Origin of the sequence: Lelliottia amnigena (assembly GCF_019047465.1) — a bacterium.
In the GTDB taxonomy this organism is placed as follows: Bacteria; Pseudomonadota; Gammaproteobacteria; order Enterobacterales; family Enterobacteriaceae; genus Enterobacter; species Enterobacter amnigenus.
The window spans coordinates 2,769,276-2,782,773 of the sequence record NZ_CP077236.1 but is presented as its reverse complement, the minus strand read 5'-3'; the positions used below and the strand labels follow the sequence as shown (position 1 = coordinate 2,782,773).

Genomic DNA, 13,498 nt, shown 5'->3' with positions numbered 1-13,498 from the left:
GTCTACTCATGCCCAATAATTACTTACGCATTTTCCAGCAACCTAAATCAGCCATTCTGCTGATCCTCGGTTTTGCCTCTGGTTTGCCACTCGCCCTCACTTCCGGCACGCTTCAGGCGTGGATGACCGTGGAGAATATCGATCTTAAAACCATCGGTTTTTTCTCTCTCGTCGGTCAGGCTTACGTCTTTAAGTTCTTGTGGTCGCCAGTGATGGACCGCTACACCCCGCCTTTTCTGGGTCGCCGACGCGGCTGGTTAATCATGACGCAGGTCATGCTGCTGCTGGCCATCGCTGCGATGGGGTTCCTGGAGCCTTCCACACAGTTGCGCTGGATGGCGGCATTGGCGGTCGTGATTGCCTTCTGTTCAGCGTCGCAGGATATCGTTTTTGACGCCTGGAAAACGGACGTCTTACCGGCCGAAGAACGCGGCGCAGGTGCGGCGATCAGCGTCCTGGGCTATCGTCTGGGCATGCTGGTCTCCGGCGGATTAGCGCTATGGCTGGCCGACCGATACCTCGGCTGGCAGGGCATGTACTGGATGATGGCCGTGCTGCTAATACCCTGCATTATCGCCACCGTATTTGCGCCAGAACCCAGCGATGTCATTCCTGTTCCGCGATCGTTAGAGCAAGCCGTCGCAGAACCATTAAAAGATTTCTTTGGCCGCAACAATGCCTGGCTGATTTTACTGCTGATCGTCCTTTATAAGCTTGGTGACGCCTTTGCCATGAGCCTGACCACCACATTCCTGATTCGTGGTGTGGGGTTTGATGCGGGGGAAGTGGGTGTGGTCAATAAATCACTAGGACTGCTTGCGACAATTATCGGCGCCCTTTACGGCGGCGTGTTGATGCAGCGTCTAACGCTATTCCGCGCGCTTCTGATCTTCGGCATTTTGCAGGGCATTTCCAACGCGGGCTATTGGCTCCTTGCCATTACTGATAAGCACATGATCAGTATGGCAACCGCGGTGTTCTTCGAAAACTTATGCGGCGGGATGGGGACGGCAGCATTCGTGGCGCTTCTCATGACGCTGTGCAATAAGTCCTTTTCTGCCACGCAGTTTGCGCTCCTCTCTGCCCTTTCTGCCGTGGGCCGCGTTTACGTGGGGCCGATTGCGGGCTGGTTTGTTGAAACACATGGCTGGCCAACGTTCTACCTCTTCTCCGTCTTTGCCGCTGTGCCAGGGATACTTCTTTTATTGGTGTGTCGGCAGACTCTGGAATATACCCAGAAGACAGAGCATTTTATGCCTCGCACGGAATATCACTCTGCCTATCGATTCGCTCTGCGTTTATTAATGGCGGGATGCCTGCTGCTCGCACTGTGGTTGGTGGTACTTATCATTAATGCTGCAACGATGCTTGAGCTGCCGTTTGAGGCGCTACTGCTGGACATCGGCGCGCTGCTCGCCGTGTCAGGTATCGTCACGGGCGGTGTCCTTGATTTTATGGCGCTACGTAAAACGCAGATGACCTAAAAATATCCCCGACAGTTATTTCCCGTTGTAATCACGGATCGGAATTATAACGGTGAAATAACGGCGTCTGATCAAAAAAATATTTGTTGTTTTGTGCGGGATAGTTTCCGGAAATTACTGGAAAGCTGAACGAGTGTGCCTTTTTAATTAACCGATTCAGCATTCGAAAGATTAAATTTCCGTATTTTAATTGTCTCTCAATTGATGCTTTATTGTTAATTAATTGTATATTTATAGCAATGGTTATACCAATTGCCCCTTTTAGGGTATCCTTGAGACTCCATTCGTTATAACTCCCGTCTCATGCGGCTTTTGTCTTAAAATTAGACATAATTTGCAACACATGTGACATGTGCGGCAGAACCCGGTAACACCTTCCTGACACAGGGCTAATGATGTTTACAGTAATGTAACCTTCCCGTAAAATGCCCCCACACTTTAAACGCCACCAAGGTCCCCGTGGAATTGAGGTCGTTAAATGACACTTAGGAAATACAATAAAAGTTTGGGATGGTTGTCGTTATTTGCAGGCACTGTATTACTCAGTGGCTGTGATTCTGCGCTTCTTGACCCCAAAGGACAGATTGGACTGGAACAACGTTCACTGATTCTGACGGCTTTTGGCCTGATGATGATTGTCGTCATTCCCGCCATTTTGATGGCAGTGGGTTTTGCCTGGAAGTACCGTGCAAGCAATAAAGATGCGAAGTATAGCCCTAACTGGTCACACTCCAATAAAGTGGAAGCTGTGGTCTGGACGGTTCCTATTCTGATCATCCTGTTCCTGGCCGTACTGACCTGGAAAACCACTCACGCGCTTGAGCCGAGCAAGCCTCTGGTTCACGATGAAAAACCGATTACCATTGAAGTGGTCTCCATGGACTGGAAATGGTTCTTCATCTATCCGGAACAGGGTATTGCTACCGTGAATGAAATCGCCTTCCCGGCGAACACTCCGGTTCAGTTCAAAGTGACGTCTAACTCCGTGATGAACTCCTTCTTTATTCCGCGTCTGGGCAGCCAGATTTACGCGATGGCCGGCATGCAGACTAATTTGCATCTGATCGCGAATGAAGCAGGCACCTACGATGGTATCTCCGCCAGCTATAGTGGCCCGGGCTTCTCAGGTATGAAGTTCAAAGCTATCGCTACGCCGGACCGTGCCGCTTTCGACCAGTGGGTTGAAAAAGCGAAGCAGTCTACCAACACCATGTCTGACATGGCGGCATTCGATAAAGTGGCAACACCTAGCGAATACAACAAGGTGGAGTACTTCTCTAACGTGAAACCAGATTTGTTCAAAGACGTTATTGGCAAATTTATGGACCACGGCAAGAGCATGAACGTGACCCAACCTGAAGGTGAGCACAGCTCGCACGAAGGAATGGAAGGCATGGACATGAGCCACGCGGAAACCTCTCACTAAGGGGCCGAGGAAGAAAATGTTCGGAAAATTGACACTGGATGCGGTGCCGTACCATGAGCCTATTATCGTGGTTACGATCGCTGCAATTATCATTGGCGGCGCGGCCTTACTGGGCCTGATCACTTACTTTGGTAAGTGGAGCTACCTGTGGAATGAGTGGCTGACCTCGGTTGACCACAAAAAACTCGGCATCATGTACTGCATCGTCGGTATCGTCATGTTAATTCGTGGCTTTGCCGATGCAATCATGATGCGTAGCCAGCAAGTGCTTGCCTCTGCGGGTGAAGCGGGCTTCTTGCCACCGCACCACTACGACCAGATCTTTACCGCGCATGGCGTGATTATGATCTTCTTCGTGGCGATGCCGCTGGTTATCGGTCTGATGAACGTTGTCGTTCCGCTGCAGATTGGCGCACGTGACGTTGCGTATCCGTTCCTGAACAACCTGAGCTTCTGGTTCACGGTTGTCGGCGTAATCCTGGTTAACTTGTCTCTGGGCGTCGGTGAATTCGCGCAGACGGGTTGGCTGGCTTATCCGCCGCTTTCGGGAATTGAATACAGTCCAGGCGTTGGCGTCGATTACTGGATATGGGCGATTCAGCTCTCCGGTATCGGTACGACCCTGACCGGTATTAACTTCTTTGTGACCATTATCAAGATGCGTGCCCCTGGCATGACGATGTTCAAGATGCCGGTATTTACCTGGGCATCTCTGTGCGCCAACATCCTGATTATCGCATCATTCCCAATTCTGACTGTCACCGTCGCGTTGCTAACCCTGGATCGCTATCTGGGCACCCATTTCTTCACCAATGATATGGGCGGCAACATGATGATGTACATCAACCTGATTTGGGCATGGGGTCACCCTGAAGTGTACATCCTGGTTCTGCCGGTCTTCGGTGTGTTCTCCGAAATCGCAGCGACCTTCTCGCGTAAGCGCCTGTTTGGTTACACCTCGCTGGTGTGGGCAACCGTGTGTATTACCGTTCTGTCGTTCATTGTTTGGCTGCACCACTTCTTCACGATGGGTGCGGGCGCGAACGTTAACGCCTTCTTCGGTATCACCACGATGATTATCGCCATCCCGACAGGGGTGAAGATCTTCAACTGGCTGTTCACCATGTATCAGGGCCGTATCGTGTTCCACTCAGCAATGCTGTGGACCATTGGCTTCATCGTCACCTTCTCCGTAGGTGGGATGACCGGCGTACTGCTGGCTGTACCAGGTGCTGACTTCGTTCTGCACAACAGTCTGTTCCTGATTGCGCACTTCCATAACGTGATCATCGGCGGCGTCGTCTTCGGCTGCTTCGCGGGTGTGACGTACTGGTGGCCTAAAGCGTTTGGCTACACGCTGAACGAAACCTGGGGCAAACGCGCATTCTGGCTCTGGATTATCGGCTTCTTCGTCGCATTTATGCCGCTGTATGTGCTGGGCTTCATGGGCATGACCCGTCGCCTGAGCCAGCAGATCGATCCGCAATTCCACCCAATGCTGGTTATCGCAGCCTGTGGTGCGGTGCTGATTGCTTGCGGTATCGCGTGTCAGCTGATTCAGTTCTACGTTTCTATTCGCGATCGCGAGCAGAACCGTGACCTGACCGGTGACCCGTGGGGTGGTCGTACGCTGGAGTGGGCAACGTCTTCTCCGCCTCCGTTCTATAACTTTGCCATTGTGCCGCAGATTCATGAGCGTGACGCATTCTGGGAAATGAAAGAAAAAGGCGAAGCGTACAAGCAACCTGAGCATTACGAAGAGATCCACATGCCGAAAAACAGCGGTGCAGGCATTGTTATTGCTGCCTTCGCGACGGTATTTGGCTTCGCCATGATCTGGCACATCTGGTGGCTGGCGATCGTTGGCTTCGCTGGCGTGATCATCAGCTGGATTGTGAAGAGCTTTGACGAGGACGTGGACTACTACGTACCAGTCCGTGAAGTTGAAAAACTGGAAAACCAGCATTTCGACGAGATTTCTAAAGCGGGGCTGAAAAATGGCAACTGATACTTTGGCGCACTCAACTGCCCATGCGCATGAACACGCGCACCACGATACAGGACCGATGAAAGTCTTCGGTTTCTGGATCTACCTGATGAGCGACTGCATTCTGTTCTGCTGTCTGTTCGCGACCTATGCCGTTCTGGTGAACGGCACGGCTGGCGGCCCGACCGGTAAAGACATTTTTGAACTGCCGTTCGTTCTGGTTGAAACAGGTCTGCTGCTGTTCAGCTCCATCACCTACGGCATGGCGGCTATCGCCATGTACAAAAACAACAAGAGCCAGGTTATCTCCTGGCTGGCGTTGACCTGGCTGTTTGGTGCTGGATTTATCGGGATGGAAATCTATGAATTCCATCACCTGATTGTTGAAGGCTTTGGCCCGGATCGCAGTGGTTTCCTGTCAGCGTTCTTCGCATTGGTAGGGACTCACGGTCTGCATGTCACCTCTGGTTTGATCTGGATGGCGGTGCTGATGTTCCAGGTTTATCGTCGTGGCCTGACCAATACTAACCGCACGCGTATCATGTGCCTGAGCTTGTTCTGGCACTTCCTGGACGTTGTGTGGATCTGTGTGTTCTCGGTTGTTTATCTGATGGGGGCGATGTAATGAGTCATTCAAACGATCATGGCGCTTCCCACGGTAGCGTCAAAACCTACATGACAGGATTTATCCTGTCGATCATCCTGACGGTCATTCCGTTCTGGATGGTGATGAACGGTTCTGCTTCTAAGCCGGTACTTCTGGGCGTAGTCCTGGTTACCGCCGTGATTCAGATTCTGGTGCATCTGGTTTGCTTCCTGCACATGAACACCAAATCCGATGAAGGCTGGAACATGACGGCCTTTGTCTTTACCGTGATTATCATCGCTATCCTGGTAGTCGGTTCCATCTGGATTATGTGGAACCTCAACTACAACATGATGGTTCACTAAGAGCGGCGAGTATGTTTAAGCAATACCTGCAAGTCACAAAACCAGGCATCATCTTTGGTAACCTCATCTCCGTGATCGGAGGGTTCCTGCTGGCCTCTAAGGGCAGCATCGATTACACCCTCTTTGCATCGACGCTGGTTGGGGTATCACTGGTGGTTGCGTCCGGTTGTGTATTTAACAACTACATCGACATGGATATCGACAGGAAGATGGAAAGGACCAAAAATCGGGTGCTCGTCAAAGGCCTGATGTCTCCTACCGTCTCGCTGGTGTACGCCACCTTGCTGGGTATTGCTGGCTTTATGCTGCTGTGGTTTGGCGCTAATCCTCTGGCCTGCTGGCTGGGGGTGATGGGTTTCGTGGTGTATGTGGGCGTCTACAGCCTGTATATGAAACGTCACTCCGTCTATGGCACGCTGATTGGTTCTCTCTCCGGCGCTGCGCCGCCGGTGATTGGCTACTGTGCTGTCACGAATGAGTTCGACAGTGGTGCGCTTATCCTGCTGGCTATCTTTAGCCTGTGGCAGATGCCGCACTCTTACGCCATTGCGATTTTCCGCTTTAAGGATTATCAGGCGGCGAACATCCCGGTTCTGCCGGTCGTGAAAGGCATTTCCGTTGCCAAGAATCACATCACGCTGTACATCATCGCTTTCGCCGTGGCGACGCTGATGCTCTCTCTGGGCGGTTACGCTGGATACAAATATCTGGTCGTGGCGGCTGCGGTGAGCGTCTGGTGGCTTGGTATGGCGCTGCGCGGTTACAAAGTGGAAGATGACAAAGTTTGGGCTCGCAAACTGTTTGTGTTCTCGATTGTCGCTATCACTTCATTATCCGTGATGATGTCCGTAGACTTTATGGTGCCAGATTCACATAGCTTGCTGACTTACGTCTGGTAAGAGATCGGTCTGGTCAATAAAAGGGTGCTTCGGCACCCTTTTTCATTCAATAAATCAATTCATCACGCATGCATTCCCTAAATAATTTGAGTTGCAGGACAAAACGCTTGTAGCGTTTTGAACAGTTCTGCACGGGCCCCGACGGGGCGAGCCATAGGCCGAGTAACGCGGCAAGAGAGTGAATTCCCTAGAGCTTACATAAGTAAGGACTGGGGAGAATGAGCGACCCCACCGCACCTGCAGCTTGAAGTATGACGGGGGTAATATTTGTTAAATAACCCTTTGTTGTCCCCGCCCCTTCCCCACACTACACTAGTGCCTGCTTTTGAACTGAGGTGGTAATGAACGATTATAAAATGACGCCAGGCGAATTGCGCGCGACCTGGGGTTTAGGGACTGTTTTCTCGCTGCGTATGCTTGGCATGTTTATGGTCCTGCCGGTTCTGACCACTTACGGAATGGCGCTTCAGGGGGCCAGCGAAGCATTGATTGGTCTGGCGATCGGCATTTACGGTCTCGCGCAGGCTATTTTCCAAATTCCTTTCGGACTGCTTTCCGATCGCGTGGGCCGTAAGCCGCTGATTGTAGCCGGGCTGATTATCTTTGTTATCGGCAGCATCATTGCCGCGCTGTCGCACTCCATTTGGGGCATCATTCTTGGGCGAGCGCTACAAGGCTCAGGGGCGATTGCCGCCGCCGTCATGGCGCTGCTTTCCGATTTAACGCGTGAGCAGAACCGCACCAAAGCGATGGCCTTTATCGGCGTCAGTTTTGGTGTGACCTTTGCCATCGCCATGGTGCTTGGCCCTGTCATTACCCATAAACTGGGGCTGAATGCGCTGTTCTGGATGATTGCCGTTTTAGCCACTATCGGTATTGCGCTTACGATTTGGGTGGTTCCGGACAGCAAAAATCATGTGCTGAACCGCGAATCAGGCATGGTGAAAGGCTGCTTTAGTAAAGTCCTTGTTGAGCCGCGTCTGCTCAAGCTCAACTTTGGCATTATGTGTCTGCACATTCTGCTGATGTCCACGTTCGTGGCCCTGCCCGGTCAGTTGGCTGCAGCAGGATTCCCCGCCGCTGAACACTGGAAAGTGTATCTGGTGACGATGCTCATCTCCTTCGTCTCCGTTGTCCCTTTCATTATCTATGCAGAAGTGAAACGCCGTATGAAGCGCGTATTCCTGACGTGTGTTGCGCTGCTGCTGATTGCCGAAATCGTACTATGGGGCTCCGGTCCACACTTCTGGGAACTGGTCATCGGCGTACAGCTTTTCTTCCTCGCCTTTAATCTCATGGAAGCCCTGTTACCCTCGCTTATCAGTAAAGAGTCCCCGGCGGGCTACAAAGGTACGGCGATGGGAATTTACTCCACCAGCCAATTTCTCGGTGTGGCCATTGGCGGTTCGCTGGGCGGTTGGGTAGATGGCTTCTTTGATTCGCAGACGGTATTTCTTGCCGGTGCGCTGTTGGCGATGGTTTGGCTGCTGGTTGCCAGCACCATGAAAGAACCACGCTACGTCAGCAGCTTGCGAATCGAGATCCCGGAAGGCGTCGATATTAGCGACGCGCTGAAACAGCGGCTGGAGACAAAAGAGGGTATCAGCGAGGTACTGCTTGTCCCGGAAGAGCGCAGCGCGTATGTCAAAATCGACAGCAAAGTGACAAACCGCTTTGAAGTGGAGCAGGCGATAAAAGCCTAAAAAAATGCCCGGTTTACCGGGCATTTTCATTTTAATCGCGGAAGTTTTTGAACTGGAACGGTTGCCCTAAATCGCCGCCACGCACCAGCGCCATCGCGCCCTGCAGGTCGTCACGGGATTTACCGGTCACACGAATCTCTTCACCCTGAATTTGCGACTGCACCTTCAGCTTACTGTCTTTGATGAGCTTAACGATTTTCTTCTGCATCGCGCTCTCAATACCCTGCTTCAGTTTCGCTTCAACGAACCAGGTTTTGCCGCTGTGTACAAACTCTTCAGGCACATCGAGAGACGCGCCCTCAATGCCGCGCTTTAGCAGTTTTGCGCGTAGAATGTCGAGTAACTGATTCACCTGGAAATCAGATTCACTCAGCACCTTAATGGTCTTATTTGCGTCGTTCAGCTCAAAAGTCGCTTCAACACCGCGAAAATCAAAACGCGTCTCGAGTTCGCGGCTTGCGTTATCCACCGCGTTACGCACTTCCTGGATATCAACTTCTGAAACAATATCGAAAGATGGCATCTTTTCTTCTCCCTTCACTTTTGTTGCGTTGCATAATACCCGCAACGAGACATTTACCCCAAATAATTCGCGTTACAGGCAGGCCGGCGGCCATGCAACGAGAAGTATGACCGGGTTGACTCAATAGAAGCTTAGCTGACAACGCTATACTTAGGCTGTAACACCTGGCGCAGTTGCAGGTGAGGAGGAACAATGAAAATTACTGTGCTCGGATGCGGGGCCCTGGGACAACTTTGGCTGACCGCGCTGTGCAAGCATGGACATGAGGTACAAGGCTGGCTACGTGTGGCACAACCGTATTGCAGTGTAAATCTGATTGGTGAAGACGGGAGTATTTTCAACGAGTCTCTCATCGCTAACGATCCCGATTTTCTGGCACAAAGCGATCTTCTGCTGGTGACGTTAAAAGCCTGGCAGGTGTCGGACGCGGTAAAAGCGCTCAGTGCAACGCTTCCTCACACCACGCCCATTTTGCTCTTGCATAACGGCATGGGCACGATTGACGAGCTTAAAAGCATTCCTCAGCCCCTGCTGATGGCCATTACCACCCACGCGGCACGGCGCGACGGCAACATCATTGTTCACGTCGCCAGCGGCGTTACCCATATGGGGCCGGCTCGCGAGCAGAATGGCGATTACAGCTATCTGGCGGACGTTCTGCAGAATGTGCTTCCGGATGTGGCCTGGTACAATACCATCCGTCCGCAACTGTGGCGCAAGCTGGCGGTCAGTTGCGTGATTAATCCGCTAACCGCGCTGTGGGATTGTCCAAACGGAGAGCTTAAAAATCATCCTGAAGAGGTTGCCGCTCTTTGCGCTGAGGTCGCCGCCGTAATGGAGCGCGAAGGTATCCATACCTCCGTGGAAGACGTTCGCTATTACGTCGAACAGGTCATCGACAGTACCGCTAAGAACATCTCGTCAATGCTGCAGGACGTTCGCGCATTACGGCACACAGAAATCGACTACATCACTGGCTATCTGCTGAAACGCGCCCGCGCACACGGCATCAGCGTGCCGGAAAATATCCGCCTGTATGACATGGTTAAACGTAAGGAGAGTGAGTATGAGCGCGTCGGCACTGATTTGCCTCGCCCCTGGTAGCGAAGAAACAGAAGCAGTCACCACCATTGATTTGCTGGTTCGCGCCGGCATTGCCGTCACAACGGCAAGCGTCGCCAGCGATGGCAATCTGACCATCACCTGCTCGCGCGGCGTAAAGATTTTGGCGGATGCCCCGCTGGTCGAAGTGGCAGACGGTGACTACGACGTGATTGTGCTGCCAGGCGGAGTGAAAGGCGCGGAGTGTTTCCGTGACAGCCCGCTGCTGGTAGAAACGGTCAGACAATTTCACCTGTCGGGACGAATTGTGGCCGCTATATGCGCCACTGCCGCAACCGTCCTAGTGCCGCATCAACTCTTCCCAGTCGGAAATATGACCGGTTTCCCGACGCTCAAAGACCAGATTCCGGAAGAACAGTGGGTGGATAAACGCGTGGTATGGGATCCACGCGTTAACCTGCTGACCAGCCAGGGGCCCGGCACGTCGATAGATTTTGCGCTGAAGATTATCGATTTAGTGGTGGGGCGTGAAAAAGCGCACGAGGTGGCATCATCCCTGGTGATCGCCGCGGGAATTTACAATTACTACGGCGCATGATGAATTCTCGCCAGTCAGAAAAACAAAAACGGCAACCCTGAGGTTGCCGTTTTTGATCTGCGAGGAATAAAGCCGGTTACGGGCGATATACCTTCACATTGGCAAAGCCCTGTTCGCGCAGATACAGCGCCTGCAAACGACTCATCACGCCGCGCTCACACCACAGAAGATAGGTTTTGCTCTGTTCCAGATCGCCAAACTTGGTGCTCAGCTTATAGAAAGGCAGAGACATCACCTCGACACCATCCACTTTCAGCGGGCTGGCATCCTGTTCATCAACGGAGCGAATATCCAGAATCACGTCATTTGCGCTGAAACCGCTGACGGTTTCGACTTCAACCACTTCCTGCGCGGTCTGGGTCGCGATTTCACGGATATCCACGTTAGTGGCTTCGGCGACAACTTTATCCAGAATCGCAAAATCAAAATTCTGCTCTTCGGCTTCGATTTTCGCCTTCACCGCTTTCACCGTTGGGCTTTTCGAGATCACGCCGCAGTATTCCGGCATGGTACGGGCAAAGTCTTCGGTACCGATTTCGCGCGCCATATCAATGATATGTTCTTTATCGTGAGAGATCAGCGGACGCAGAATCAGCGTGTCGGACACATTGTCGATCAGACGCAGGTTGGTCAGCGTCTGGCTGGAGACCTGGCCCAGCGCTTCGCCGGTGACCAGCGCCTGTACACCGTAGCGTTCAGCCACCTGAGAGGCCGCGCGCACCATCATGCGCTTCAGCACCACGCCCATCTGGCCGTCGTCCACTTTTTCGAGGATTTCGCCGACAACCGGTTCAAAGTTAATCGCGACAAAACGCACGCGGTGGGAGCTGCCAAAGCGCTTCCACAGGTAATGCGCAACCTGACGAACGCCGATTTCATGCGCAGCGCCGCCCAGGTTAAAGAAGCAGTAGTGCACGCGGCAGCCGCGACGCATCAGCATGTAGCTAGACACACCGGAGTCAAAACCGCCGGAGATGAGCGACAGCACATCTTCCTGGGTACCGATAGGGTAGCCGCCGATACCTTCGTAACGGCCTTTTACCAGCAACAGGCGGTCGTTCTCGATTTCGAGATTAACGGTCACATCCGGACGCGTCAGTTTTACGCGCGCGGATTCGATATGCTGATTTAAACCGCCGCCAATATAGCGTTCGGCTTCAATAGAGGTGAATTCATGCTTGCCGCGGCGCTTGACGCGCACGCAGAAGGATTTCCCTTCAACTTCGGCGCGGAACTGTTCCAGCGCTTTCTCGAAGATATCGTGAAGCGAGGTGAACGGCACATCTTCGACGTCCAGAATGTGGTGAATCCCTGGAATACGCGTCAGCGCATCGCGGATATCCAGACGTTGGCTTTCGTCTTTGGCGCGAACTTCGATGTGATCCCAGTGGCGCACAATGGCGAGCGTTTCTTCGTACTCTTTTAATACGTTTCGAATGTTTCCGGTCAGCATTTTAATAAAGCGCAAACGCACAGATTGGCTTTTGATGGTGATTTCCGGGAACAATTTAATGATAAACTTCATGGCGGCAATGTTTCGTTGGCAAGCCCGTAAAGGCTTGTGATGGAAAGAGACAGCAACCCACACCCGTGGTTGCATCCAGGCGCAGGAGTATACCACCATCGCGACGCTCCTGTGCACATTGCGCGTTATTTGATAATTGTCCCGAGTCCGTTACCATGGCGGGGCTTAAAATATGAGAGTCAACATTCACTATGCCGAAGAAAAATGACGCCCCCGCCAGTTTCGAAACTGCGCTGAATGAACTGGAACAGATTGTGAACCGTCTGGAAAGCGGCGATCTCCCGCTGGAAGACGCGCTCAATGAATTCGAACGCGGCGTACAGCTTGCGCGCCAGGGGCAGGTCAAGCTGCAACAGGCGGAACAACGCGTGCAGATCCTGCTTTCCGACAGCGAAGATGCCGCCCCAACGCCTTTTACACCGGACGCTGAGTAAATGGATTTTTCCACAGAGCTTCAGGCGTGTGTTAAGCGTGCCAACGATGCGCTACGCCGTTTTATCGATCCACAGCCTTTTCAGAACACTCCTCTGGTTGCCGCCATGCACTATGGCGCACTCTTAGGTGGAAAGCGCCTTCGCCCGTTTTTAGTGTACGCCACGGGAAATATGTTTGGCATCAGCAGCAACACGCTGGATGCACCCGCTGCCGCCGTTGAGTGTATTCACGCTTATTCGCTCATTCATGACGATTTACCGGCCATGGACGACGACGATCTGCGTCGCGGCCAGCCCACCTGCCACATTAAGTTTGGTGAGGCGAACGCGATTCTGGCGGGCGATGCATTACAAACGCTGGCGTTCTCCATCTTAAGCGATGCGCCCATGATCGAAGTGGCCGATCGCGACCGTCTGGCGATGGTGTCTGAGCTGGCGATGGCCAGCGGCGTCGCAGGGATGTGCGGCGGACAAGCGCTGGATCTGGAGGCTGAAGGGCATCAGGTTAATCTGGAACAGCTTGAACGTATTCATCGTCATAAAACCGGCGCGTTGATTCGTGCAGCCGTTCGTCTGGGCGCGCTGAGCGCTGGTGAACGAGGCCGCGAAGCCTTGCCCATTCTGGATCGTTACGCTGAGAGTATCGGTCTCGCGTTCCAGGTACAGGATGACATTCTGGATGTGGTGGGCGATACTGCAACATTGGGAAAACGTCAGGGAGCGGATCAGCAACTTGGCAAAAGTACCTATCCAGCCTTACTGGGTCTTGAGCAAGCCCAACAAAAAGCCCGGGATCTGATTGATGATGCCCGCCAGTCGCTGAATGCGCTGGCCGCGCAGTCACTTGATACCTCGGCACTGGAAGCGCTAGCGGACTACATAATCCAGCGTGATAAATAAACACAC

The 13,498-nt window shown here is 52.7% G+C and carries 13 protein-coding genes; 11 read left to right on the top strand and 2 right to left on the bottom strand.

Features of this window, described 5'->3' with window-relative positions; all coding sequences use genetic code 11:
• Positions 1–8: 8 nt before the first annotated feature.
• The 7 genes from ampG (at position 9) to I6L74_RS12965 (ending at position 8,450) form a co-directional block, all read left to right on the top strand.
• Positions 9–1,484, top strand: a complete 1,476-nt coding sequence (gene ampG, locus I6L74_RS12995; protein ID WP_059177893.1) for a muropeptide MFS transporter AmpG — start codon at positions 9–11, stop codon at positions 1,482–1,484.
• A gap of 478 nt (positions 1,485–1,962) precedes the next feature.
• The gene (cyoA, locus tag I6L74_RS12990) at positions 1,963–2,910 is read left to right on the top strand and encodes a cytochrome o ubiquinol oxidase subunit II (RefSeq protein WP_012016304.1); all 948 of its coding nucleotides are present in this window, start codon (positions 1,963–1,965) and stop codon (positions 2,908–2,910) included.
• 16 nt (positions 2,911–2,926) lie between these two features.
• On the top strand, positions 2,927–4,918 hold the full coding sequence (gene cyoB, locus I6L74_RS12985) for a cytochrome o ubiquinol oxidase subunit I (protein WP_012016303.1): 1,992 nt from the start codon (positions 2,927–2,929) through the stop codon (positions 4,916–4,918).
• Positions 4,908–5,522, top strand: coding sequence for a cytochrome o ubiquinol oxidase subunit III (locus I6L74_RS12980; RefSeq protein WP_059177892.1), 615 nt, complete (start codon positions 4,908–4,910; stop codon positions 5,520–5,522). Before cyoB ends, I6L74_RS12980 begins: the two co-directional genes overlap by 11 nt.
• Positions 5,522–5,848, top strand: a complete 327-nt coding sequence (locus I6L74_RS12975; RefSeq protein WP_059177891.1) for a cytochrome o ubiquinol oxidase subunit IV — start codon at positions 5,522–5,524, stop codon at positions 5,846–5,848. The genes I6L74_RS12980 and I6L74_RS12975 overlap by 1 nt, the downstream gene beginning before the upstream one ends.
• A gap of 11 nt (positions 5,849–5,859) precedes the next feature.
• Positions 5,860–6,747: a heme o synthase gene (gene cyoE / locus I6L74_RS12970; RefSeq protein ID WP_059177890.1), complete on the top strand. Its 888-nt coding sequence runs from the start codon at positions 5,860–5,862 to the stop codon at positions 6,745–6,747.
• 341 nt (positions 6,748–7,088) lie between these two features.
• Complete coding sequence (locus I6L74_RS12965; protein WP_059177889.1) at positions 7,089–8,450, top strand: MFS transporter; 1,362 nt, start codon at positions 7,089–7,091, stop codon at positions 8,448–8,450.
• A gap of 31 nt (positions 8,451–8,481) precedes the next feature.
• Here the strand turns inward: I6L74_RS12965 and I6L74_RS12960 are convergent, their stop codons facing one another.
• Positions 8,482–8,973: a YajQ family cyclic di-GMP-binding protein gene (locus I6L74_RS12960; RefSeq protein ID WP_012016298.1), complete on the bottom strand. Its 492-nt coding sequence runs from the start codon at positions 8,971–8,973 to the stop codon at positions 8,482–8,484.
• A 192-nt stretch (positions 8,974–9,165) separates the two neighbouring features.
• Here I6L74_RS12960 and panE point away from each other — a divergent pair, with 192 nt between their 5' ends.
• The gene (gene panE / locus I6L74_RS12955; RefSeq protein WP_059177888.1) at positions 9,166–10,077 is read left to right on the top strand and encodes a 2-dehydropantoate 2-reductase; all 912 of its coding nucleotides are present in this window, start codon (positions 9,166–9,168) and stop codon (positions 10,075–10,077) included.
• Positions 10,040–10,633, top strand: coding sequence for a protein deglycase YajL (yajL, locus tag I6L74_RS12950; RefSeq protein WP_059177887.1), 594 nt, complete (start codon positions 10,040–10,042; stop codon positions 10,631–10,633). The genes panE and yajL overlap by 38 nt, the downstream gene beginning before the upstream one ends.
• Positions 10,634–10,709: 76 nt before the next feature.
• Here yajL and thiI read toward each other — a convergent pair whose 3' ends face one another.
• Positions 10,710–12,158 (bottom strand): tRNA uracil 4-sulfurtransferase ThiI, encoded by a 1,449-nt coding sequence (gene thiI / locus I6L74_RS12945; RefSeq protein WP_059177886.1) that lies wholly within the window; start codon positions 12,156–12,158, stop codon positions 10,710–10,712.
• Positions 12,159–12,349: 191 nt separating this feature from the next.
• On the opposite strand from thiI, the gene xseB reads away from it, so the two are divergent.
• Positions 12,350–12,592, top strand: a complete 243-nt coding sequence (gene xseB, locus I6L74_RS12940) for an exodeoxyribonuclease VII small subunit (protein WP_012016294.1) — start codon at positions 12,350–12,352, stop codon at positions 12,590–12,592.
• On the top strand, positions 12,593–13,492 hold the full coding sequence (ispA, locus tag I6L74_RS12935) for a (2E,6E)-farnesyl diphosphate synthase (protein WP_059177885.1): 900 nt from the start codon (positions 12,593–12,595) through the stop codon (positions 13,490–13,492).
• Positions 13,493–13,498: the final 6 nt, after the last annotated feature.

What these genes read in the sequence shown, in the direction of transcription:
- ampG (WP_059177893.1), top strand. Translation starts at nt 9, where the DNA reads ATGCCCAATAATTACTTACGCATTTTCCAGCAACCTAAATCAGCCATT.
- cyoA (WP_012016304.1), top strand. Translation starts at nt 1,963, where the DNA reads ATGACACTTAGGAAATACAATAAAAGTTTGGGATGGTTGTCGTTATTT.
- cyoB (WP_012016303.1), top strand. Translation starts at nt 2,927, where the DNA reads ATGTTCGGAAAATTGACACTGGATGCGGTGCCGTACCATGAGCCTATT.
- I6L74_RS12980 (WP_059177892.1), top strand. Translation starts at nt 4,908, where the DNA reads ATGGCAACTGATACTTTGGCGCACTCAACTGCCCATGCGCATGAACAC.
- I6L74_RS12975 (WP_059177891.1), top strand. Translation starts at nt 5,522, where the DNA reads ATGAGTCATTCAAACGATCATGGCGCTTCCCACGGTAGCGTCAAAACC.
- cyoE (WP_059177890.1), top strand. Translation starts at nt 5,860, where the DNA reads ATGTTTAAGCAATACCTGCAAGTCACAAAACCAGGCATCATCTTTGGT.
- I6L74_RS12965 (WP_059177889.1), top strand. Translation starts at nt 7,089, where the DNA reads ATGAACGATTATAAAATGACGCCAGGCGAATTGCGCGCGACCTGGGGT.
- I6L74_RS12960 (WP_012016298.1), bottom strand. Translation starts at nt 8,973, where the DNA reads ATGCCATCTTTCGATATTGTTTCAGAAGTTGATATCCAGGAAGTGCGT.
- panE (WP_059177888.1), top strand. Translation starts at nt 9,166, where the DNA reads ATGAAAATTACTGTGCTCGGATGCGGGGCCCTGGGACAACTTTGGCTG.
- yajL (WP_059177887.1), top strand. Translation starts at nt 10,040, where the DNA reads ATGAGCGCGTCGGCACTGATTTGCCTCGCCCCTGGTAGCGAAGAAACA.
- thiI (WP_059177886.1), bottom strand. Translation starts at nt 12,158, where the DNA reads ATGAAGTTTATCATTAAATTGTTCCCGGAAATCACCATCAAAAGCCAA.
- xseB (WP_012016294.1), top strand. Translation starts at nt 12,350, where the DNA reads ATGCCGAAGAAAAATGACGCCCCCGCCAGTTTCGAAACTGCGCTGAAT.
- ispA (WP_059177885.1), top strand. Translation starts at nt 12,593, where the DNA reads ATGGATTTTTCCACAGAGCTTCAGGCGTGTGTTAAGCGTGCCAACGAT.